Below are 21,708 nucleotides of genomic sequence, written 5' to 3' on the forward strand. Positions count from 1 at the left end.
CCCACAACGCAAGCCCCCGACGAAGCACCCACCAAGCCCACCGGAGCAGCCCCGTCCAGCAGCGGCGTCAGCGGTTGGAGGAGGCCTTGACGAACGCGCCGAGGTCCTTGCCCTGCTGGACCCGGGACGGCTCGTGCAGGTACATCATGTGCCCGGCCTCGTAGTACTTCACCTCGATGTTCTCCCGCAGCTCAGCCGGGATGCGCAGGGCGGCGAGCACGTGCTCGGTCGCGTAGTACGGCGTGGCGCCGTCCAGGTAGCCGCTGGCGACGTGGATCTTCAGCGCCGGGTTGCCGCGCATGGCGGCGGCGAGCTTGTCGGTCACCGAGACGTGCGCGTTCTGGAACTCCTTGTAGGACCACTGGCGGAAGACCTCGGTGCTGAGGACCTGGTAGTGCAGGTCGCTCGGGTAGCCCAGCTCCTCGCGCAGGTAGTGGTTGATGCCCGCGGTGAACGGGCCCATGATGGCGGCGGAGGCGGGGTCCTCGGTGAAGCGCTCGCGGCCGTAGTCGGATTCCCAGCCGGTGAAGCGGCCGTCGAAGCGGCCGACGGTGAGCTTGCGGTGGCGCAGCAGCTCGGTGAAGAAGCGGATGTGCTCGACGCGCATGTCGACGCGGTCGAGGTAGTCCTCGCTGAGGCCGGTGAGGCCCGCCAGCTTGGTGATGGTGGCCGCGCGCTCCTCGGGGGTCAGCCGGGCGCCGCGGGCCAGCGCCCAGGGGTAGTCGCGGTCGGCGAACTCCTCGGCCTCGGCGAGCGCGTCGGCCAGCGGCCGGTCGCCCAGCAGGCCGTGGTGGTGGGCGATGGCGGTGTAGGTGGGCAGGTAGAGGGCGTGGGCGCGGTCGTTGCCCTCGTTGAACAGGATGGTGCCGAAGTCCAGGACGGCGGAGATGAGCATGAGGCCGTTGAGGTACATGCCGTGCTTGTCCTGCAGGTGCTCGGCCAGCGCCGCGGCCCGGGTGGTGCCGTAGGACTCGCCCGCGAGGAACTTCGGCGACAGCCAGCGGCCGTTGCGGGTGGTCCAGAGGCGGATGACCTCCGCGACGTGCTCCAGGTCGGCGGTGAAGGTGTGGAAGTCCGCCGACTTCTCCCCGGTGGTCGCGCGGGACATGCCGGTGCCGACGGGGTCGATGAACACCAGGTCGCTGTGCACCAGCAGGGTGTCGGGGTTGTCGACCAGGGTGTAGGGCGGCTGGACGGGGGCGCCCGCGTCGCCGGAGACCACCCGGCGGGGGCCGAGCACGCCCAGGTGCAGCCACACGCTCGCCGAGCCGGGGCCGCCGTTGAAGGCGAAGGTCACCGGGCGCTGGCCGGGGTCGGCGCCGTCGAGGGTGTAGGCGGTCAGCAGCACCTCGGCCTTGGGCTTGTAGCCCTCCACCTTGCCGTCGGTCACCACCTCGCGCCGCAGCACGACCCGCCCGGTGGTGGCGGTGTAGTTGAGCTTGCGGCGCCGCACGGTCAGCGAGTGCCCGGTCGTCACCAGGTCGTCGACCGGCTCCGGGGTGCTGCTGCTCCCGGCGTCGTCGGAGTTCGTGGTACCCATGGCCCGACCCTACGGCGGACCCGGTGGCGGTGTGGTGTGATCGGGTCGTGAGCGCCCTCGACGACCTGGACCGGGAGGTCGCGGGCTGCCGCCGCTGCCCGCGCCTGGTGGCCTGGCGCGAGCAGGTGGCCGCCACCAAGCGCGCCGCGTTCCGCGACGAGGACTACTGGGGCCGCCCGGTGCCCGGCTTCGGCCCCGCCGACGCGCGCATCGCCGTCGTGGGCCTGGCCCCCGCCGCCCACGGCGCCAACCGCACCGGCCGGATGTTCACCGGCGACCGCTCCGGCGACTTCCTCTACGCCGCCCTGCACGCGGTCGGCCTCGCCAACCAGCCCACCGCCACCTCCGCCGACGACGGCCTGCGCCTGCGCGGCGTCCGCATCACCGCCCCGGTCAAGTGCGCCCCACCGGCCAACAAGCCCACCCCCGACGAGCGCGACAACTGCCGCCCCTGGCTCGTCCGCGAACTCGCCCTCCTGCGCCCCACCCTCCGCGCCGTCCTCGTCCTCGGCGCCTTCGGCTGGAACGCCCTGCTCCCCGTCCTCACCGCCTTCTGGACCATCCCCACGCCCCGCCCCCGGTTCACCCACGCCGCCCACGTCGAACTCGCCCCGCACGCCACCGAGCACCCCCTCCACCTCCTCGGCAGCTACCACGTCAGCCAGCAGAACACCTTCACCGGCAGGCTCACCCGCCCCATGCTCGAATCCGTCCTCACCGCGGCCAAGGACGCCGCGGGCCTGGTCACCCCGTGACCCGGGACCCCCGCCTCGGCACTGGTCCTCCGGTGACGCCGCGCGGTAGGGTCGGGGCAAGCGCTACCGCCGCGCCCGGGGGTGGGTCTGTCCTGGCGGTGCGAAGGGTTTCCCGTGGTGTTCGTCATCATCTGCGCCCTGGTGGGCTTGTTCCTGGTGACCTGTGCCGTCGCGGGGCGGCGGGTGGGGGAGTTCCGGGTCGCGGTGCGCGTGCTGGACGTGGTGGACGTCGAGGTGTGCGTGCGGGGGGCTGTGGTGGGGGCCGGGGTGGGGCATGCTGCCGGGCATGAGGTCGCGGGCCGGGGTGCTGCTGGGGGTGGCGGCGATGGTGCTGGTCATCGTCGTGGCCGCGCGCGGCGGGTCGGCGATCGAGGGCGGGCCCGGGGTGCGGTACGCGCCCGCGACCGCCACCGCGACGGCCGGACCGGAGGTCGCGGAGGCGCCGCCGGATGACGGGGTGCTGGGGTTGGTCGCCGGGGTCGGCACGGGGGTCCTGGTGCTGCTGCTCCTGGCCGGGGTGCTGCTCACGCTGGCCGCGGCCCTGGTGGCGTTGGCCGGGATCAGGGTCCGCGGGCGGGGCCCGTCCCGGCCGGAGCACGCCGCCGCCGACACCGCGGAGGAGTCCGCGCGGGCGGCCGCGGGCGTCCTCGCGGCCACCGTCGAGCGGGCGCGGCTCGACCTGAGCAGGCGGGCCGGGACCGACCCCGGCGACGCCGTCATCGCCGCGTGGGTGGCGCTGGAGCGGGCCGCGCACGACCTGGGCACCCCGCGCGCCCCGCACCGCACGCCGACCGAGTTCACCGAGGACGTCCTGGGGGCCCACCACGTCGACGCGGGCGCCCTCGACGACCTCAAGGCCCTCTACCACCGGGCCCGCTTCGCCACCGCCGCGCCGCTGGACCCCGCCGACGCCGAGCGCGCGGGCGGGGCGCTGCGGCGGATCGAGGCGTCGCTGCGGTGACGACCCTGCGCACCGCCGCGATCGCCGCCCTGGCCGGGGTCGGCGTGGTCGTGCTGGCCGCGTGGCCGGGCGACCTGCCGGTGTTCTGGGCGGTGGTGCTCGGGGTGCCCGCGGCGGCGGTGGCGTTCGCGGGGGCGCGGTTCGCCGGGCCGCTCGAACCGGACTGGGCGCCGCTGCCCGAACCCGCGGGCACCGCCACCAACCCGCAGGCGGCCACCCTGGCGGGCAGGCTCGCCGAGGCGGCCGAGGACCCGCACCGGTTCCGCTCCCGCATCCGGCCCCGCCTGCTGCGGCTGGCCGACGCCCGGCTGCTCGCGCACGGGGTGTCCGGTGTGGACGACCCGCGCGCCCGGGGGCTGCTGGGCGCCGAGCTGCACCGGCTGCTCATCGACCCGCGCGCCGAGCTGCCCCCGCCCGGGCGGTTCACCGAGCTGCTGCACCAGTTGGAGGACGTGTGACACCGCAGGAGGTCCAGCGCGCCGCGCAGGCGGTCACCGACGCCGTGGGCGCCGTGGTCGTCGGCCGGGAGCGGGCGGTGCGGCTGGTCCTGGCGGCCGTGCTGGCCAAGGGGCACGTGCTGCTGGAGGACGTGCCCGGCCTGGGCAAGACCCTGCTCGCCCGGGGCCTGGCCGAGGCGCTCGGCCTCGACTTCGCCCGCGTGCAGTGCACCCCGGACCTGCAACCGGCGGACGTCACCGGCTCGTTCGTCTTCGACCCCGTCGCCCGCGCCTTCGACTTCCGCCCCGGCCCGGTGTTCACCGGCCTGCTGCTGGCCGACGAGGTCAACCGCACCCCGCCCAAGACCCAGTCCGCGCTGCTGGAGGCCATGCAGGAGCGGCAGGTCACCGTCGAGGGCCGCACGTTCGCCCTGCCCGACCCGTTCCACGTGCTCGCCACGGCCAACCCGGTCGAGCACGAGGGCACCTACCCGCTGCCGGAGGCCCAGCTCGACCGGTTCCTGCTGCGGGTGGGCATCGGCTACCCGCCCGCCGAGGACGAGGTGGAGGTGCTGCGCCGCAGGCTCGCCCGGCGCACCGAGCGGGCCGCGGTGGCGCGGGTCCTCGACGAGGGCGGGCTGGCCCGCCTGCAGGCGGCCGTCGAGCGCGTCGAGGTCCACGACGACGTGCTGCGCTACTGCGTCGACCTGGCCAGGGCCAGCCGCACCCACCCGGCCGTCGAGGTCGGCGCCTCCCCCCGCGGCTCCCAGGCCCTGCTGCTCACCGCCCGGGCGCTGGCCGTCCTCGACGGCCGCGGCCACGTCGTCCCCGAGGACGTCAAGGAGTGCGCCCCCGCCGCCCTGGCCCACCGGCTCGTGCTCCGCGCGGAGACCTGGAGCACCGGCACCGGGGCGGGCGAGGTCGTCGCGGACCTGCTCGGCACCGTCGCCGGTCCGGCGGGCGCGCGGTGAACCGGGTCCTGGCCTGGACCACCGCCCGGCGGGCGGCGGCCACGGCCGGGTGGCGCGGCACCGACGCGCTGTTCCGCGGCGCGCTCGGCGGCCTGGCCCTGGTCGGGCTGGGCACCGCCGTGCACCGGCTGGAGCTGGTGGTGATCGGCCTGCCGCTGCTGCTGTCGACCGTCCTGGCCGTGCTCACCCCGCCCCGGCGCGCGGTGCGGGTCGGCGTGCGCGGGCTGCCGCGCGCGGTCGAGGCGGGCGACAGCGCGCGGGTCGTCGTCGAGGTCGACCACGACGCCGAGTTCACCGCGCTGCGGCTGCCGCACCCCGGCAGCCGGGGTGTCGGCCCGGTGCACCTGCTGCCCGGCTCGGTGCGCGCGGTCACCGCCCGGCTGCGCTGGAACGCCTGGGGGGAGGGCGTGGACCTGCGGCCCGACCACCTCGCCGCCGGGCCGGACGCGCTGCTCATCCACGGCCCGGTCGTCGGCAGGGAGAGCAGGCGGGTCGTGCTGCCCCCGGTCGAGCCGCTGCCCGGCGGGCCGCTGCCGCCCCGGCTCGCGGTGGGCGCGCACCGCTCGCCCCGCCCCGGCGACGGCACCGAACCCCGGGCCGTGCGCCCGTTCCGCCCCGGCGACCGGGTGCGCCGGGTCGACTGGCGGGTGTCGCTGCGCGCGGGCGCCGCCACCGGCGAGCTGGTGCGCCCGCACGTGCGCGAGCGGCACGCCGAGGCCGACGCCGAGCTGGTGCTCGCCCTGGACACGCGCACCGACGTGGGCGCCGACCTGGCCGACTGGGCGCTCGGCCCGCCGCCGGGCACCCCGACCGGCCTCGCCCCCACCAGCCTCGACACCGCCGTGCGCGCCGTGGTCTCGCTCGCCGCCGCGCAGCTGCGCCTGGGCGACCGCGTCGGCCTGGTCGACCTCGGCCGCCCCCAGCTCGGCCTGGCGCCGGGCACCGGCAGGCGCCAGCTCCAGCGCCTGCGCCACCAACTCGTCGCCTGCACGCGCTCAGCGGGGTGGTCGGCCCGGCCCGTGCTGCACCGGTCGCAGGTGCCCGCGGGCGCCGCGGTCGTGGTGCTCTCGCCCTTCCTCGACGACGCCGTGGTCGACGTCGTCCTGCGCGCCGCCGCGGGCGCCCGGCTGCTGCTCGCCGTGGACGTCCTGCCGCACCCGCTCACCGCCGACGACGAGACCGAGTGGGGCGAGGCGGCGCTGGGGGTCCTGCGCGCCGAGCACACCGCCCGGCTGGCCGCCCTGCGCTCGGGCGGCGTGCCCGTGGTGACCCCGGCGGGCGTGGCGGCCGTGCTGGCCCGGCGGCGCGGTCGGGGCCGGTGATGGAGGTCGGGGCCGGGGTCTCGGCGCGGTGGCTGCGCGCGGCCGTGGCCGCCGCGGGCCTGGGCGCCCTGCTCGACCTGCTCGTCGACGGCGCCGCGCCGGTCGTGCTGGGCGTCGGGCTGGTGCTCGTGGCGCTGAGCGCCCTCGTGCCCGCCTCCCCGGCGCCGCTGCTGCTGATCGGGTTCGCCGCGGCGGTGGTCGCGGTGCTCGGCGGCGACCCGCTGCGCCCGGCCGTCCTGGTGCTCGTCCCGCTCGCCCACGCCGTGCACCTGGGCGCGGCGCTGGCCGCGGTCGTCCCCGCCGGGGCCCGGCTGCACCCGGCGGCGCTGCGCCCGGCCCTGCGGCGGGCGGGCGCGGTGCAGGCGCTGACCTTCGCCGCGGTCGCGGTCGCGGCCCTGCTGCCGACCACCCGCACCCCCGCCGCGGTCGAGGTCGCGGCATTGCTCTCGGTAGCCGGGGTCGCACTCGTCGTGGTGGCGCTTGATCGATCCCGCTGACCCTGCGATGTGGGTCACAACCTGCGGAAACACCGCCAGCGACGGGGGTCACACCAGGGTGGGGGTGACTCGCGCCCACCACCACCCGGTGCGACCATTGACCCCATGGCGAACGGAAAGTCGGAGCCCACCCGGATCCTGATCCTCGGTGGCGGCTACGTCGGCCTCTACACGGCCCTCGGTCTGCAGCGCAAGCTGCGCTCCGGCGAGGCCTCGGTGACCGTGGTCGACCCGCAGCCGCACATGACCTACCAGCCCTTCCTCCCCGAGGCGGCGGCCGGTTCCATCGAGCCGCGGCACGTGGTCGTCCCGCTGCGGCGCACCCTCAAGCGCTGCCACGTCGTCACCGCCCGGGTCACCGGCATCGAGCACGCCCGCAAGGTCGTCACGATCGAGGCGCCCGACGGCCACGTCGAGGAGCTCGGCTACGACGTGCTGGTCGTGGCGCTGGGCTCGGTCGCCCGGCTGCTGCCCATCCCCGGCCTGGTCGAGCACGGCATCACCTTCCGCACCATCGGTGAGGCCATCTACCTGCGCAACCACGTGATGAGCAAGCTCGACGAGGCCGACTCCACGCTGGACCCCGAGCTGCGCAAGCGGCTGCTGACCTTCACCTTCGTCGGCGGCGGCTTCGCGGGCATCGAGGCGCTGGCCGAGCTGGAGGACATGGCCCGCTTCGCCACCCAGTACTACAAGAACGTCGCCCCCGAGGACCTGCGCTTCGTCATGGTCGAGGCCGCGGGCCGGATCCTGCCCGAGGTGCGCGAGAGCCTGGGCGTCTACACGGTGCTGGAGCTGGAGAAGCGCGGCATCGAGGTCTACCTGTCGACGCTGGCCAAGTCGTTCGAGGGCGGGCGCGTGGTGCTCTCCGACGGCACCGAGTTCGACAGCGACACCATCGTCTGGACCGCGGGCGTGAAGTCCAACCCGGTGCTCGCGGGCTCGGACCTGCCGCTGACCAAGCAGGGCCGCCTGCGCGCCACCGCCGCCATGCGCGTGGAGGGCCTGCCCGACGCGTGGACCGCCGGTGACTGCGCCGCGGTGCCCGACCTGTCGCGCACCAAGGACGACCCGGGCGCCATCTGCGCCCCCAACGCCCAGAACGCGGTGCGCCAGGCCAGGCTGCTGGCCAAGAACATCGTCACCGCGCTGCGCGGCGGCGAGCCCAAGGACTACTACCACAAGAACATCGGCTCGGTGGCCAGCCTGGGCCTGCACCACGGCGTCGGCGACGTCTTCAACGTCAAGGCCAAGGGCTTCGTGGCCTGGGCGATGCACCGCGCCTACCACGTCAAGGCGATGCCGACCTTCAACCGCAAGGTCCGGATCACCATCGACTGGTTAACGGGGGGCCTGTTCCGGCGCGAGGTGATCTCCATGGGCCAGATCAACGACCCCAAGGCCGAGTTCGCCAGGGTTTCCAAGGCCTGATTCGGCGGAACGGCCCATCGCGGTGGGCCAGCCGGGCGGAATCGCGCCAATCCGGTCCCGATCGCCTTTATCGCGCCATAGGCTGCGTTCGCCCCCGTAGCCCAACAGGCAGAGGCAGCCCCCTTAAAAGGGGTGGAGTGCCGGTTCGAATCCGGTCGGGGGCACCAGACCTGGGCGTTGCACGCACAGTCATCCCACGTCACGCACCGCACGACGGCAGCGGCGCGGACCGCTCGGCGGGTCCGCGCCGCTGCCGTGTGCGGGCCTTGTGTGCAGGTCACCGCCTATTGGTGAACTGACGTGAAAAAATGTCCTGAACCGGCCACGGTCGCTATTCCGGTTGCGCAGAGCGATATCGTGCGAGCGGGGTGTGCCTGTGAATCGGCGTCCGCCGAACAGCCCGCCCGGCCATTCCCCGACCCGGCGGGCCCGCGCGGGCGTTGGCTAAGGTGCTGCGGTGGCTGAGTACCGCATCGACGAGCTGGCCAGGGCGGCGGGCACCTCGGTCCGCAACGTCCGGGTGTACCAGGACCGCGAGCTGCTGGAGCCGCCGGTGCGCCGCGGCCGCACGGCCATCTACGGCGACGGGCACCTGTCCCGGCTGCGGCTGGTGCTCAACATGCTCGACCGCGGCTACGCCTTCGCCCAGATCAAGGAAATGCTCGACGCCTGGCGCCGCGGCCACAGCCTCGCCGACGTGCTGGGCCTGGAGGAGGCCACCGGCGCCGCCTGGTCGCACGAGGCCCCCGCGGTGGTGCCGATGCGCGAGCTGGTGCGGATGTTCGGCACCCAGCTCACCCCGGCCAACATCCGCCGCGCCCTGGACCTGGGCATCCTGGAGCGGCGCGGCGCCCAGTTCGTCGCGCCCAGCCCCCGGCTGCTGCAGGCCGGGCACGAGCTGGTGCGGCTGGACGTGCCGCTGGCCGAGGCGCTGGCCCTGGCCGCCGAGCTCCAGTCCGAGACCGACCGGATCACCGGGCTGCTGGTCGGGGTGGTGCGCAAGTACGTGCTGGACCCCAAGGGCGCGGACTGGCTGCCCTCCGGCGAGGAGCTGCCGCACTACGCCGACGTGATCTCCCGGCTGCACCCGCTGGTGATGTCGGCGCTGTCGGCCGCGGTCGACCGCTCCGCGCGCCGGGTGATCCCGGAGATCATGGGCGACCGGCTCATCGCCCTGGCCGAGCGCGCGGCGGAGCGGCCGCCCCTTGAACCTTGACAACGCACGTTGTAACGTTCCGCCCTGACGTGTAACGCCGTTCACATCCGGTCGAGGACGCCCAGGAGCCGCCGTGCGCACCCACCCCACCCCCCTGCCCAGCGGCAGCCGCGACCGGGTCGTGCACCGCGACGGGGTGGACCTGTTCACCGTCGAGCAGGGCGACCCCGGCGACCCCACCGTGCTGCTCGTGCACGGCTACCCCGACACCCACGCCATGTGGGACGAGGTCGCCGACCTGCTGGCCGAGGACCACCACGTCGTCCGCTACGACACCCGCGGCGCGGGCCGCTCCACCGCCCCCCGCGGCCTGGCCGCCTACCGGCTGGCCGAGCTGGCCGAGGACCTGTTCGCCGTCGTCGACGCGGTCAGCCCGCACGCCCCCGTGCACGTCGTGGCCCACGACTGGGGCTCCATCCAGGCCTGGGAGGCCGTCACCGACCGGCGCGCGGCCACCCGCCTGGCCTCCTTCACCTCGATCTCCGGGCCGTGCCTGGACCACGTCGGCCACTGGCTGCGCCGCCGGTTCACCGCCCCCACCCCGCGCAACCTCCGCCAAGCCCTCGGGCAGCTGCTGCACTCCTGGTACATCTACGCCTTCCACGTGCCCGTGCTGCCCGGCCTGCTCTGGCGCACCGTCCTCGGACCCCGCTGGGGCGGCCTGCTCCAGCGGGTCGAGGGCGTGCCCCGGCGCCCCGGCCACCCCGCCCCCAGCATCTCCCGCGACGCGGCCAACGGCGTCGCCCTCTACCGCGCCAACGTCTTCCCCCGCCTCGGCGCGCCCCGGGCGCGCACCGCCCAGGTCCCGGTGCAGGTGGTCGTGCCCACCCGCGACCGCTACGTCACCCCGCAGCTCGCGGAGGACCTGGAGCGCTGGGTGCCCCGGCTGTGGCGGCGCACCGCGCAGGCGGGCCACTGGTTCCCCGCCACCCACCCCGCCGCCGTCGCCCGCATGGTCGAGGAGTTCACCGACCACGTCGACGGCGCCCCGATGACCCGCGGCCTCCAGCGCGCCCGGCACGGCTCCCCGGACACCGGGTTCGGCAACCGGCTCGTCGTGGTCACCGGCGCGGGCCGGGGCATCGGGCGGGCCACCGCCGCCGCCTTCGCCGCCCGCGGCGCGGAGGTCGTCGTCGCCGACATCGACCTCGACGCCGCCGAGCGCACCGCCGCCGAGATCGGCCCCGCCGCCTACGCCTACCACCTCGACGTGGCCGACGAGGCCGCCGTCGCCGCCTTCGCCGAGGAGGTCGAGGGCGAGCACGGCGTGCCCGACGTCCTGGTCAACAACGCGGGCATCGGCGTCGCCGGGCCGTTCCTGGCCACCTCCGGCGCCGACTGGCGGCGCGTGGTGGACGTCAACCTGCTCGGCGTGGTCAACGGCTGCCGGGCCTTCGGCGCCCTGATGGCCCAGCGCGGCGAGGGCGGCCACATCGTCAACCTGTCCTCGGCCGCCGCCTTCGCCCACTCCCGCTCGCTGCCCGCCTACTCCGCCACCAAGGCCGCCGTGCTGGCGCTGTCGGAGTCGCTGCGCGCCGACCTGGCCCGCGACGGCATCGGCGTCACCGCGATCTGCCCCGGCGTCGTGGCCACCGACATCACCGCCACCACCCGGTTCACCGGCGTGGACGAGGTGGAGCAGCAGCGCCTGCGGCACAAGGCCACCGCCGCCTACGCCCGCCGCGGCTTCGGCCCCGAGAAGGTCGCCGAGGAGATCGTGCGCGCCGTCGAGCGCAACGCCGCGGTCGTCCCGGTGACCCCGGAGGCCAAGGTCGCGCGCGTCGTGTCCCGGTTCGCCCCCGGCCTGGCGCGCGCGCTGGGCCGGGTCGACGTCGTGCGCTGAGAGGGGAACCCCGTGCTGCCCGAACCCGCCCCCGTGCTCGCCGCCAGGGACGTCGCCTTCGACTGGACCGCGGTGCCCCTGCACTGGGTGCCCGGCGAACCGCTGGTCACGCACGTGATGAACACCCTGCACCTGGTGCTGCCCGAGGGCGAGCGCTGGTTCGTCGAGGTGTTCGGCCACGCCCTGCCGCACATCCGCGACGACGCGCTGCGCGCCGACGTCCTGGGCTTCATCGGCCAGGAGGCCGTGCACGCCGAGGCCCACCAGGGCGCCGCCGACCACCTCGCCGCGCAGGGCGTGGACCCGGAGCCGTTCGTGGCCCAGGTGCGCTGGTTGTTCCGCGTCCTGCTGGGCGACCGCGACCTGCCCGCCCCGGTCGCCCACCAGTGGCTGCTGGAGCGGCTGGCGATCATCGCCGCGATCGAGCACTTCACCGCCGTGCTGGGCCGCTGGGTGCTGCGCGCCCCGCTGGACCGCGCGGGCGCCGACCCCACCATGCTCGACCTGCTGCGCTGGCACGGCGCCGAGGAGGTCGAGCACCGCTCGGTCGCCTTCGACCTCTACCAGCACCTCGACGGCCGCCCGCTGCGCCGGGTGCGGGCCATGGCGGTCGCGGGCCCGGTGCTGCTGTGGCTGTTCGCCCGCTCGGCCCGCTGGCTCATGGCCCAGGATCCGACCCGCCCCGGCCGCCCGACCTGGCGCGCCGCCCGCCGGGCCGCCCGCCTCGGCCTGCTGCCCGACCTGGGTGAGCTGCTGGTCGCGGGCCTGCGGTACCTGCCGCGCTCCTACCACCCGGCCGACGACGGCAGCACCGACGAGGCCACCGCCTACCTCGCCACGTCCCCCGCGGCCCGCGCGGCGGCCCGATGACCCCGCCGGACCTCTACGGCCGCCCCCGCCCGGACCGCATGTACCGGTTGCTCGAACCGGTGGTGGCCGCGCACCTGTGGCTGAGCAGGCGCGGCGTCCGCGGCTTCCGCCCGCCGCGCCCGGTCGACCGCGACCTGCCCGTGCGCGTGGTCGACCGCCGCGCGGAGGCCGACGGCGTCGTCTCGCTCCGCTTCGCCGCCCGGCGCGGCGCGCTGCCCCCGTGGCGCCCCGGTTGCCACGTCGACGTCGTGCTCCCCTCGGGCCAGGTCCGCCAGTACTCCCTGTGCGGCGACCCGGGCGAGGACACCTACCGCATCGCGGTCCGGTTGGTGGGCGCGGGATCCCGGGAGGTCCACACCGCCCTGGGCGTGGGCACCGACCTGGTGCTGCGCGGCCCCCGCACGGCCTTCCCCCTGGTCGGCCCGGGCCCGTTCCTGTTCATCGCCGGGGGCATCGGCATCACCCCGCTGCTGCCCATGCTGCGCACCACCGCCGACTGGCGCCTGCTGTACGCGGGCCGCAGCCGCGCCACCATGCCCTTCCTCGACGAACTGGCCCAGCACGGCCCCCGGGTGCGGGTCATCGAGGGCCAACCGGACGTCCCCGCCCTGCTGGCGGGCGTGGCACCCCACACCCAGGTCTACGCCTGCGGCCCGCCCCCGCTGGTCGACGCCGTCCGCGCCGCCTGGCCCGGCCCCCTGCACTCCGAGCGCTTCTCCCCGCCACCCCTGGTCGACGCGGAACCCTTCACCGTCCGCCTGGGCCGGTCGGGCCCGGTCATCCCGGTCTCCGGAACGGAAACGGCGCTGACGGCCGTGCTGCGCGAACGCCCGCTGCGCTACTCGTGCAGGCAGGGCTTCTGCGGCACCTGCCGGGTCGGCGTCCTCGACTCCGATGTGGACTCGATGCTGCTGTGCACCGACCGCCCCGCGGGCGAGACCACCCTGGACCTGTAGCCGCCGCAACTCCCGGGGGCCGGTGTCCCGGGGGCTACTGCCGCGCCCGCAGGTGCACCGGCCGCAGCGCCGTCCCGATCAGCACGGCCAGGCTCCCGCACACCGCGTTCCACAACCCGGCCTGCAAGTCCCCCAGCGGCATCACGGCCTTGGCCTGCAACACCCACCCGTACACCACCACGACCAGGAGCACGGCCCCCAGGAACGCCATGCCCTTGGACGTGAACATCCCCGACACCGCGAGCAGCGCCGCGATCACCACCGGCACCACCATCGACCCGATGAACACGGCGGTGTCCCCGTCGATCCCCCGGAACAGGTCCAGCAACGGCAACCCCGGGGCCGTCCGCCCGTCGACCCAGGGCAGCACCAGCCCGAACCCCACCCCGACCAACCCGGCCAACACCACGACCCAAGCCACCACGATGCGCACACCGGGATGCTACGGCTCCCGCAGACCCCGGTGTGGATGAAATCCCACGCCCTCGACCCCGCTGCTCCCGGTGCCGTCGGGGCCCAGCGTCAGGGTGGGGTGGACGTCAGCGGGACGGCTCCGGGTGCGGACGCGCCGCGCCGCCGGGGGAGGGCTTGCCGCCAGGGGAGGGCTGGCCGGTGTTGGGGCCGGGGCCCGCTGGGCCGGGGGTCGGCGCGCCGGGGGCGTCGAAGGAGAACTCGCCCTCGGCCTCCAGGGGTTCGAGCAGGGTGACGCTGCGGGTGAGCAGGTCGTTGGTGCCGCGCAGGCGGTCGGCGAGCTGCTCGCGCAGGGCGGTGAGGCGCTCGACGACGCTGGTGGCGTGGGCGATCCGCTTGTCGGCCTCGTCCTGGGCCTCGGTGACGATGCGCTCGGCCTCCTGCTCGGCGGCGGCGCGCTGGGTGGTGATCTCCTCGTCGAGCGCCGCGCGGCGCTGGGCCTGCTGGTCCTGGAACTGCTGCTCCAGCCGCTGGCGCTCGCGCTCGGCGCGGTCGTCGACCTCCTTCTGCCGGGCGTCGGCCTGCCGGGTCATCTCGTCGACCTTGGCGCGGGCCTGGTCCATGACCACCTGGTGCGCGGCGTGGATCTCGGTGTGCTGGGCCTCCAGGTCCGCGATCAACCGCCGGTACCGCTCGGCCAGCGCCTGCGAGGCCTCCTCCGCCGACGCCCACGCCGTCTCGGCCGCGGCCTGCGCCCGCGCGGTGACCTCCCCGGCCTGCGCCTTGGCGACCACCACCGCCCGCGCCGCCCGCTCGGCGGCGTTGGGCGCGCTGGCCGCCGCGGCCGCGGTGCCGATCTTGTCCAGCCGCTGGGTCAGCGCGTCGATCTCCCGCCGCGCCAGCTCCAGCTGCCCGGACAGCTCCGCCACCTCGCCCTGGGCCTCCCGCAGCTGCGCCGAGGTCCGCTCCGTCCCCGCCTCCGCCGCCCGCACGTACTCGCGCACCTGGGCCCGGTCGAACCCGTTGCGCACGACGGTGAACCCCGGGTCGGAGTCGTGTCCCTGCTGGAAGGCCATGGGCAAGACGGTACCCGTGCGCGGGGGGTGCTGTGCGCGGGGTGAGCTTCACCCGACGAGGTGACGGCAGGGGCCCCGGAGGCACCAGTCCGACAGGGGTGTCCTGGCTGGTCCAGGGCCTCGCCCCGACCGCCCAGACCGCCCCGACCGCTACCAGTGGAAGCCGTTGGTGAGGCGGGCGAGGGCCTTGGCGGCGGCGGTGAGGTTGCGCTCGCCCTTGCCGAGGCGCGGGGTGGGGGTGGGGGCGCCCGCGGCGGCGGTGGAGTCGGGGAAGAGGCGGTAGGCCTGGTGGGCGATGGCGTCGACGAGGGTGGGGGTGAGGGCGTAGGCGAGCTGGATGGCCTGGCCGGTGGGGGTGCCGATGTGCTTGGGGCGGTCGAGCAGGGCGCGCAGGACCAGGTCGGCGGCCTGCTCGGGGGTCTTGGCGGGGAAGGCGTCGTAGAGCTTGGTGGGGGTGATCATGGGAGTGCGCACCAGGGGCATGTGCACGGTGGTGAAGGTGACGCCCGCGCCGTGGGTCTCGGTGGCGACGATCTTGCTGAAGTGGTCGAGGGCGGCCTTGGAGGCCACGTAGGCCGAGAACCGGGGCGCGATGCCCTGCACGCCGATGGACGACACGTTGACGACGTGGCCGAAGCGGCGCTCGGTCATGTGCGGCAGCAGGGCCAGGATCAGCCGCACGGCGCCGAAGTAGTTGATGGCCATGGCGCGCTCGTAGTCGTGCATGCGGTCGTAGGACAGCCGCACCGAGCGCCGGATGGACCGGCCCGCGTTGTTGACCAGCATGTCCACCGAGGGCTGCTCGCGCAGCATCGCCGCCACGACCTCGGCCACCGAGTCGTCGTCGGTGAGGTCGCAGGGGTAGGCGTGCGCCTCGCCGCCCGCCGCCGCGATCTCCGCCCGGACCTGCTCCAGCTCCGCCTCGCGGCGGGCCACCAGCAGCGGGATCCCGCCCGCCGCCGCGACCCGCAGCGCGGTGGCCCGGCCGATCCCCGACGACGCTCCGGTGATCACCACCCGCCGCCCGCGCAGCCCCTCGCCGCGGCCCGCGCGGAACGGGTCGAGGTGCTCGGCCCAGTACGTCCACAGCACCGGCGCGTAGTCCGCCAGCTCCGGCACCTCGATGCCCGACCCGGACAGCGCCCGCCGGGTGGCGGTGGAGTCGAACACCGGGTTGAACGTCAGGGTCGACAGCAGCACCGGCGGGATGCCCAACCGGTCGAGCACCGCGTCGAAGCCCAGCGACACCCCCGGCACGTTCTCCGCCGCGCGGGCCAGCGCCAGCAGCGGCGCGCTCACCCCGCGCGGCAGCGACACCCTGGCCCGCGGCGCGCCCGCGGGCCGGGCGAAGGCGTTGTAGACCTCCATCGCGGACTGCGGGCGCGGCGACACCAGGTGGAACACCCGCCGGTCCAGCCCCGGCTCGTGCACCAGGTGCGCCATGGCCTTGGCGACGTAGTCGACCGGCACCACGTTGGTGTCCCCGATGTCGGGGAAGGCCAGCGGCAGCGCGCGCAGGCCGCGCAGCCTCGCCAGCGCGGGCAGCAGGTAGTACGGGCCGTCGACCTTGTCCATCTCGCCGGTCTTGGAGTGCCCCACCACGACCGCGGGCCGGTACACCCGCCAGGGCACCCCGCCCTGGGACCGCACGATGCGCTCGGACTCGAACTTGGTGCGGTGGTAGGGCGTCACCAGCTTCTGGCCCGCGTCGAACATGTCCTCGGTGAACCGGCCGCGGTAGTCGCCCGCCACCGCCACCGACGACACGTGGTGCAGGCACCCCGCCCGCAGCGCCGTGGCCGCCTGCACGACGTTGCGCGTGCCCTCGACGTTGGCCAGCACGCTGGCCTCGTCGTCGGCGGTGACGTCGTAGAGGGCGGCCAGGTGCACCACGTGGTCCACCCCGGCCAGCTCGGCGCGGTCGGCGTCGGTCAGGCCCAGTTCCGGCTCGGCGATGTCGCCGACGAGCAGCCGCACCCGCTCCGAGCCCGCCCACGCCCGCTCGGCCCGCTCCAGCGAGGACGCCCGCACGAGCAGCCACACCCGGGGGTCGCCGCCCCTGGCCAGCAGCTCCCGGACGAGGTGTCGCCCGATCAGCCCGGTGCCCCCGGTGACCAGGTAGGTCGTCATCGTCCCCGCCCCCTCCGCTCGACGTCGGGTTCGAGGATGTCACCGACCGCCGACGACCGCGAACGGTTGTCCACAGGCCCCAATGATGGCTTGGGCAGTGGCGGGCTCGGGCAGCGGCGGGCTCAGGCGGGGACGGCGGTGACGACCAGGTTCGACTCGTAGCCGTCGTGCCCGCCGACCCAGCGCCCACCGCAGGTCACCAGCACCAACCGGTGCGGCCCGGTCTGGCCGAACAGCTCCTCGGCGCGCTGCGGCAGCCCCTCCTTGCGCACCTCGTCGACCTTGGCGATCCGGTAGGCGTAGGTGCGCCCGTCCGCGCCGACCACCGACACCGCGTCACCGACCTTGGCCGCCCACAGCTCCGCGAACGGGCCCACCTGCCCGCGCCAGTTGACGTGCCCGGCGAGCACGGTCGCCCCGGTGCCGGAGTCCAGGCCTGCGCCCCACCAGGTCGCCTCGCGCAGCGAGGTCGGCACCGGCAGCGTCGCGTCCGGGCCGAGCTCCTGGCGCACCAGGGTCGCGGTGCCGCCGTGCGCGAGCCGCACGGTGCCCGGCTTCTGCCCGGCGGGCTGGCGCGCGGGCGGGGCGGCGGGCGCCTGGAGCGTCGTCGCGGGGGCCGCGGGCGAGGGCTGCGCGGCCGGGGGCTGCGCTGCCGGGGGAGCGGGCGCGGTCGTGCGGCCCGCCAGCTCCGCGCGGCTGCGCTCGGCGGCCTGCCGCACGTCCGGCTTCTGCTGGGGCGCGGCGACCGGGCCGGGCGCGGCGTAGGGGATGCCCTCCACCACCGTGCTCGGCCCCGACAGCGACAGGGCGCCGATCAGCATGACCAGCGCACCCGCCCCACCCGCGAACGCGGGTGGGGCGTAGCGAGAACCGCGGCGTGCCATCGGCGGTCAGTGCCCCCAGTCGCGGCGCATGCTCCGGCTGACCACGCGCTTGCCCCGCGCGGTCCTGACCAGGAAGCCACCGGCGCCCGCGGCCAGCAGCAGCAGCGCGCCCAGCGACACCAGCAGCCCGGTGGAGGGCCCGCTCACCGACGCGGCGGCGGTCCTCACCGGCGCGTCACCCGCGGGGATCTCGCGCGGGACGGTGGGGGTGTTGGGCGTGTTCGTCAGCTGCACCGCCAGCGTCTTGCCCGGTTCGAGCTTGCCGCAGGTCACCGGGGGTGCTTCGGGGCTGAACGACTGCTCGTAGCCGGGCGCGGCGGCGACCTCGGTCACGCACACGTCCTGCGGGGTCTTCAGGTTCGGCACGTCGGCGGTGCCGTCGGCGCCGGTGGTCACCACCAGCGGCTTGCCGTCCTCGCCCACCAGCGGCTTGCCGTCCTGGCCGACGGCGGGGGCCTGCTTGTCCGCGCCGGTGACCCGCAGCTGCACGCCCGCGATGCCCTGCCCGGTCTTGGCGTCGAGCTTGGCGACCTTGACCGCGCCGGGGGCGGTGACCGCGGTGGTCTTCTCCACCGCCGTCAGCTGCTTCTCACCGCCGGTGCTCACCACGCGCTGCGTGTTGAGCTGCACCGCCTGCTGCACCACCGGCCGGTCGGCCGGGCTCAGCAGGGAGATCGACAGCGACGGGTTCGCCCCGGTCGGCACGACCGCCAGGTCGATGCCCGCGCCCTCGGCGGTGGTGGGCAGGGTCACCTCGGACTTGCCGCCGACGGTGGCGTCGGTGAGCTTGATCGTCACCGGCACGGCGGCCACGCCCTTGCCCGCGGCGTTGCGCACCTCGACCGTCCAGGTGGCCGGGGTGCCGATGACCTGGGCCTGCGCCGGCTTGGTGATCTTGGTCGTCCACGGGCCGTGGTTGGCGGTGGCGTCGGCCTTGAGCCGGTCCACCGCCTGCTGCGCGCCCGGCGGCAGCTTCGGCAGGTGGAAGGCGGCGTCGTAGGCGATCGTGCGGAAGGTGTTGTCCGGGGTGAGCTGCCCCGGGTTCTGCGGCGCCGCGGTCCAGCTGTGCAGCAGGTGCGCCAGCGCGGCGGCCTCGTCGGCGCTCTTGGTGCTGGTGTAGCGCAGCAGCAGGTAGGAGATGTCCGCGGCGACGTCGGCGGGCAGGTCCGTGCCCCACTTCGTCTTCAGCGGCTCACCGGGCCGGTACTGCTCGTCGGTGTTGGGCGCGAGGAACGCGTACTGCACGCACCACACCTGCTTGCCGTTGACGACGTAGGAGCCGAGCCAGTCCGACGGGTCCGGGTTGCCCTGGTACGGCTGGGCCGGGGACGTGGCGTAGCCCAAGCCCTCCTGGATGGCGGCGCTGGCGGCAGGCGCGCCCGCGACCAGGGCGGCACCGGCGAGCAGGGCGGCGCCGGACACCCCCGCGATCAGCCGGGCGGCGAGTGAGGATCGCCCCATGGTGAGAATCGGCTCCTTGCCGCGCCCCGGCAGCGCACGCCGCGGCGCTCGACGTCAGGGAAGAGCGGGCGCGCGCGGGGGAGTCACCCGCGACTGGGGCGTCGGCGGGGGACACGGGGAGCGCACCGCCGACCACCTTGCTGCCTCCACCTGATCGGCACAATCCACCGGCAGAGGGAACTCGGCAGGCGGTCGGTGGCGCATTTCCGCTGGTCAGGCCGCTGATGTGGGCCGCGTTACGGCACGGACGGGTCAGCGTGCGCCCGACCGGGGTACGCCGCGGCCGGGTGGCGGTCACCGGCCGCACCCGGCGGGTCCCCGCCACCCCGGGTGTGATGTGGGTAAAGTGGCTTTTACCAACGGGAACCGGATGGCACCGGCGATCGTTGTTCCCGTCGAAGGCGCCAGCAAGGCCCCTATGGAGGAACAGGTGCGTTCTAGCAGCAACCCCGCGTTCCGCAACCTGCCGAACACCGGCGGATACGCGGGCTTCCAGACTCAGCCCGGCTACCACCAGGGCGGGCCCGGGTTCGGCGGCTACCAGCAGCCGGTGTCCCAGGAACGCCCGATGACCGTGGACGACGTGGTCACCAAGACCGCGCTGACCCTCGGCACCGCGCTCGTGGTCGGCGCCATCACCGCCGTCCTGGTGCTCGGCGGCTCGATCAGCCCCTACCCGCCGATGATCATCGGCTTGATCGCGGGCCTCGTGCTGTCCCTGGTCGTCATCTTCAAGCGCACCCCGAACCCGGCACTGGTGCTGGGCTACTCGGCGGCCGAGGGCCTGTTCCTCGGCGCGATCACCGGGGTGTTCGAGGCGTTCGTCCCCGGCATCGCCATCCAGGCCATCCTCGGCACGTTCCTGGTCTTCGGCGCCATGCTGGTCGTCTACAAGACCGGTGCGGTCAAGGTCACCCCCCGCCTGACCAAGTGGATCATCGGCGCCACCGCCGGTGCCGCTGGCCTGATCCTGGTGAACCTGGTCCTGTCGCTGTTCGGCGTGGACCTGGGCCTGCGCAGCAACGAGGCCACCCCGCTGGCGGTGGGCATCAGCCTGCTGTTCATCGGCATCGCGGCCTTCAACTTCCTGCTCGACTTCGACCAGGCGGACCAGATGATCCGCCAGGGCACCCCGGCCAAGTACGCCTGGTACGTGGCGTTCGGCCTGATGACCACCCTGGTGTGGCTCTACCTGGAGATCCTGCGGCTGCTCTACATGTTCCAGTCCAGCGACTGACGCACGACGGGCACCGCTTCCCGGGGCAGGGCGTTCGGCATCGGCCGAACGCCCTGTTTCACGTCCGGGGCCCGGAGGTGGCTCAGCACCACCTCCGAGCAGCGTGTACTCAGCGAGCAGTACCGGGTCTCCGCGTGGCCGTGGGGCGGTCCGGCCGCCCCTGACTTCGCGCCGCTACGGCGACGAGTTCGGGCTCACCAACCCCGACGCGCTCCAGCAGGTTGAGGCGCGCGTGGCGGCACTGCGCGACGCACAGGTCGCCGCCGCAATCCCACACCGGCGCCACTGCGCACCTCGTGCAGGTGCTCGGTCCCGTGGTGGTCGAGGTGGGGAAGCCGCGGACGTGAGACGGCCCCGCCCCCGGGTCGGGGACGGGGCCGCTGGTCGTGCCGCGGGTCAGCTCAGGCGCTCCAGGATCATCGCCATGCCCTGGCCGCCGCCGACGCACATGGTCTCCAGGCCGAACTGCTTGTCGTGCCACTGGAGGCCGTTGATCAGCGTGGTGGCGATGCGGGCGCCGGTCATGCCGAACGGGTGGCCCACCGCGATGGCGCCGCCGTTGACGTTGAGCTTGTCCTCGGGGATGCCCAGGTCGCGCGCGGACGGGATGACCTGCGCGGCGAACGCCTCGTTGATCTCCACCAGGTCGATGTCGCCGATGGACATGCCCGCCAGCTCCAGCGCCCGCTGCGAGGCCTCGACCGGGCCGTAGCCCATGATCTCCGGCGACAGCCCGGACACGCCGGTCGCGACGATCCGCGCCAGCGGGGTCAGGCCCAGTTGCTTGGCCTTGGTGTCGGACATGACGACCAGGGCGGCGGCGCCGTCGTTGAGCGGGCAGGCGTTGCCCGCGGTGATGCGGCCGTCGGGGCGGAACACCGGCTTGAGCGAGGCCGTCTTCTCGTAGGTGACCCCCGGCCGCGGGCCGTCGTCGGCCGACACCACGGTGCCGTCCGGCAGGGTCACCGGGGTGATCTCGCGCTCCCAGAAGCCCTTCGCGATGGCCTCCTCGGCCAGGTTCTGCGAGCGCACGCCGAAGCGGTCCATCTCCTCGCGGGAGACGTCCTTGTACCGGGCCAGGTTCTCCGCGGTCTGCCCCATGGCGATGTAGGCGTCGGGCAGCAGCCCGTCCTCGCGCGGGTCGTGCCACTCGTCGGTGGCCTGCTGCGCGGTCGCGGCGGTGCGCGCCACGGCGTCGTCGAACAGCGGGTTCTGGGTGTCCGGCCAGGAGTCGGAGCTGCCCCGGGCGAAGCTCGACACCGACTCCACGCCCGCGGAGATGAACACCTCGCCCTCACCGGCCTTGATCGCGTGCAGGGCCATCCTGGTCGTCTGCAGCGACGAGGCGCAGTAGCGGGTCACGGTGCACCCGGGCAGGTGGTCGAAGCCCGCCAGCACCGCCACGATCCGCCCCAGGTTGAACCCCTGCTCACCGCCGGGCAGGCCGCAGCCCAGCATCAGGTCGTCGATCTCGGTCGGGTCCAGCTCCGGCACCTTGGCCAGGGCGGCCTTGACCATCTGCGCGGCCAGGTCGTCGGGGCGCACGCCCACCAGCGACCCCTTGCCCGCGCGCCCGATCGGGGAGCGGGCGGTGGCGACGATGACGGCCTCTGGCATGGCGTGCTCCGTTCGACGGGGGTCCTCGACGACCGCGATGTTACTCGCAGGTAACCGCCTGGTGGGTGTGGTGCGCGTCCCGTCCGCCGAACG

At 74.9% G+C, this 21,708-nt stretch carries 19 protein-coding genes and 1 tRNA gene; 13 read left to right on the forward strand and 7 right to left on the reverse strand.

The window, feature by feature from the left end:
• Nucleotides 1–67 precede the first annotated feature (67 nt).
• A complete protein-coding gene (locus BJP25_RS29300; RefSeq protein WP_075978219.1) occupies nucleotides 68–1,540 on the reverse strand; it encodes a S10 family peptidase in 1,473 nt (490 codons plus the stop codon).
• Nucleotides 1,541–1,587: 47 nt separating this feature from the next.
• On the opposite strand from BJP25_RS29300, the gene BJP25_RS29305 reads away from it, so the two are divergent.
• From BJP25_RS29305 to BJP25_RS29360, 12 genes are all read left to right on the forward strand, one after another.
• Nucleotides 1,588–2,295, forward strand: a complete 708-nt coding sequence (locus BJP25_RS29305; protein WP_075978220.1) for a uracil-DNA glycosylase — start codon at nucleotides 1,588–1,590, stop codon at nucleotides 2,293–2,295.
• A gap of 286 nt (nucleotides 2,296–2,581) precedes the next feature.
• The gene (locus BJP25_RS29310; protein ID WP_143219367.1) at nucleotides 2,582–3,256 is read left to right on the forward strand and encodes a DUF4129 domain-containing protein; all 675 of its coding nucleotides are present in this window, start codon (nucleotides 2,582–2,584) and stop codon (nucleotides 3,254–3,256) included.
• The gene (locus tag BJP25_RS29315; protein WP_075978222.1) at nucleotides 3,253–3,714 is read left to right on the forward strand and encodes a hypothetical protein; all 462 of its coding nucleotides are present in this window, start codon (nucleotides 3,253–3,255) and stop codon (nucleotides 3,712–3,714) included. The genes BJP25_RS29310 and BJP25_RS29315 overlap by 4 nt, the downstream gene beginning before the upstream one ends.
• A complete protein-coding gene (locus tag BJP25_RS29320; protein WP_075978223.1) occupies nucleotides 3,711–4,664 on the forward strand; it encodes an AAA family ATPase in 954 nt (317 codons plus the stop codon). The genes BJP25_RS29315 and BJP25_RS29320 overlap by 4 nt, the downstream gene beginning before the upstream one ends.
• Complete coding sequence (locus tag BJP25_RS29325; protein ID WP_075978224.1) at nucleotides 4,661–5,986, forward strand: DUF58 domain-containing protein; 1,326 nt, start codon at nucleotides 4,661–4,663, stop codon at nucleotides 5,984–5,986. Before BJP25_RS29320 ends, BJP25_RS29325 begins: the two co-directional genes overlap by 4 nt.
• Nucleotides 5,983–6,483 carry a hypothetical protein gene (locus tag BJP25_RS29330; protein ID WP_143219368.1) on the forward strand — a complete coding sequence of 167 codons (501 nt, stop codon included), beginning with the start codon at nucleotides 5,983–5,985 and terminating at the stop codon, nucleotides 6,481–6,483. The genes BJP25_RS29325 and BJP25_RS29330 overlap by 4 nt, the downstream gene beginning before the upstream one ends.
• Nucleotides 6,484–6,588: 105 nt before the next feature.
• On the forward strand, nucleotides 6,589–7,914 hold the full coding sequence (locus tag BJP25_RS29335) for an NAD(P)/FAD-dependent oxidoreductase (RefSeq protein WP_075978226.1): 1,326 nt from the start codon (nucleotides 6,589–6,591) through the stop codon (nucleotides 7,912–7,914).
• Nucleotides 7,915–8,004: 90 nt separating this feature from the next.
• Nucleotides 8,005–8,081 (forward strand) — tRNA-Leu (locus BJP25_RS29340).
• A 290-nt stretch (nucleotides 8,082–8,371) separates the two neighbouring features.
• On the forward strand, nucleotides 8,372–9,130 hold the full coding sequence (locus BJP25_RS29345; protein WP_075978227.1) for a MerR family transcriptional regulator: 759 nt from the start codon (nucleotides 8,372–8,374) through the stop codon (nucleotides 9,128–9,130).
• A 73-nt stretch (nucleotides 9,131–9,203) separates the two neighbouring features.
• Nucleotides 9,204–10,973 carry an SDR family oxidoreductase gene (locus BJP25_RS29350; RefSeq protein WP_084794679.1) on the forward strand — a complete coding sequence of 590 codons (1,770 nt, stop codon included), beginning with the start codon at nucleotides 9,204–9,206 and terminating at the stop codon, nucleotides 10,971–10,973.
• Nucleotides 10,974–10,985: 12 nt separating this feature from the next.
• The gene (locus tag BJP25_RS29355; protein WP_075978228.1) at nucleotides 10,986–11,843 is read left to right on the forward strand and encodes a metal-dependent hydrolase; all 858 of its coding nucleotides are present in this window, start codon (nucleotides 10,986–10,988) and stop codon (nucleotides 11,841–11,843) included.
• Entirely contained in the window at nucleotides 11,840–12,799 is a 960-nt protein-coding gene (locus tag BJP25_RS29360) for a PDR/VanB family oxidoreductase (protein WP_075978229.1), read from the forward strand. The genes BJP25_RS29355 and BJP25_RS29360 overlap by 4 nt, the downstream gene beginning before the upstream one ends.
• Before the next feature lie 34 nt (nucleotides 12,800–12,833).
• Here BJP25_RS29360 and BJP25_RS29365 read toward each other — a convergent pair whose 3' ends face one another.
• The 5 genes from BJP25_RS29365 to BJP25_RS29385 form a co-directional block, all read right to left on the reverse strand.
• Nucleotides 12,834–13,232, reverse strand: a complete 399-nt coding sequence (locus BJP25_RS29365; RefSeq protein WP_075978230.1) for a hypothetical protein — start codon at nucleotides 13,230–13,232, stop codon at nucleotides 12,834–12,836.
• 106 nt (nucleotides 13,233–13,338) lie between these two features.
• Nucleotides 13,339–14,286 (reverse strand): coiled-coil domain-containing protein, encoded by a 948-nt coding sequence (locus BJP25_RS29370; protein WP_075978231.1) that lies wholly within the window; start codon nucleotides 14,284–14,286, stop codon nucleotides 13,339–13,341.
• A 150-nt stretch (nucleotides 14,287–14,436) separates the two neighbouring features.
• Entirely contained in the window at nucleotides 14,437–16,416 is a 1,980-nt protein-coding gene (locus tag BJP25_RS29375; RefSeq protein WP_075978232.1) for an SDR family oxidoreductase, read from the reverse strand.
• Between the two features lie 122 nt (nucleotides 16,417–16,538).
• Nucleotides 16,539–17,237 (reverse strand): class F sortase, encoded by a 699-nt coding sequence (locus tag BJP25_RS29380; RefSeq protein ID WP_233158328.1) that lies wholly within the window; start codon nucleotides 17,235–17,237, stop codon nucleotides 16,539–16,541.
• A 69-nt stretch (nucleotides 17,238–17,306) separates the two neighbouring features.
• Nucleotides 17,307–18,761 carry a SpaA isopeptide-forming pilin-related protein gene (locus BJP25_RS29385; RefSeq protein ID WP_075978234.1) on the reverse strand — a complete coding sequence of 485 codons (1,455 nt, stop codon included), beginning with the start codon at nucleotides 18,759–18,761 and terminating at the stop codon, nucleotides 17,307–17,309.
• Nucleotides 18,762–19,191: 430 nt separating this feature from the next.
• Between BJP25_RS29385 and BJP25_RS29390 the strand changes: the two genes are divergently transcribed.
• On the forward strand, nucleotides 19,192–19,998 hold the full coding sequence (locus BJP25_RS29390) for a Bax inhibitor-1/YccA family protein (protein ID WP_075978235.1): 807 nt from the start codon (nucleotides 19,192–19,194) through the stop codon (nucleotides 19,996–19,998).
• A gap of 396 nt (nucleotides 19,999–20,394) precedes the next feature.
• Here BJP25_RS29390 and BJP25_RS29395 read toward each other — a convergent pair whose 3' ends face one another.
• Nucleotides 20,395–21,615: an acetyl-CoA C-acetyltransferase gene (locus tag BJP25_RS29395; RefSeq protein WP_075978236.1), complete on the reverse strand. Its 1,221-nt coding sequence runs from the start codon at nucleotides 21,613–21,615 to the stop codon at nucleotides 20,395–20,397.
• Nucleotides 21,616–21,708 lie beyond the last annotated feature (93 nt).

Source organism: Actinokineospora bangkokensis (genome assembly GCF_001940455.1).
GTDB classification, from domain to species: Bacteria; Actinomycetota; Actinomycetes; order Mycobacteriales; family Pseudonocardiaceae; genus Actinokineospora; species Actinokineospora bangkokensis.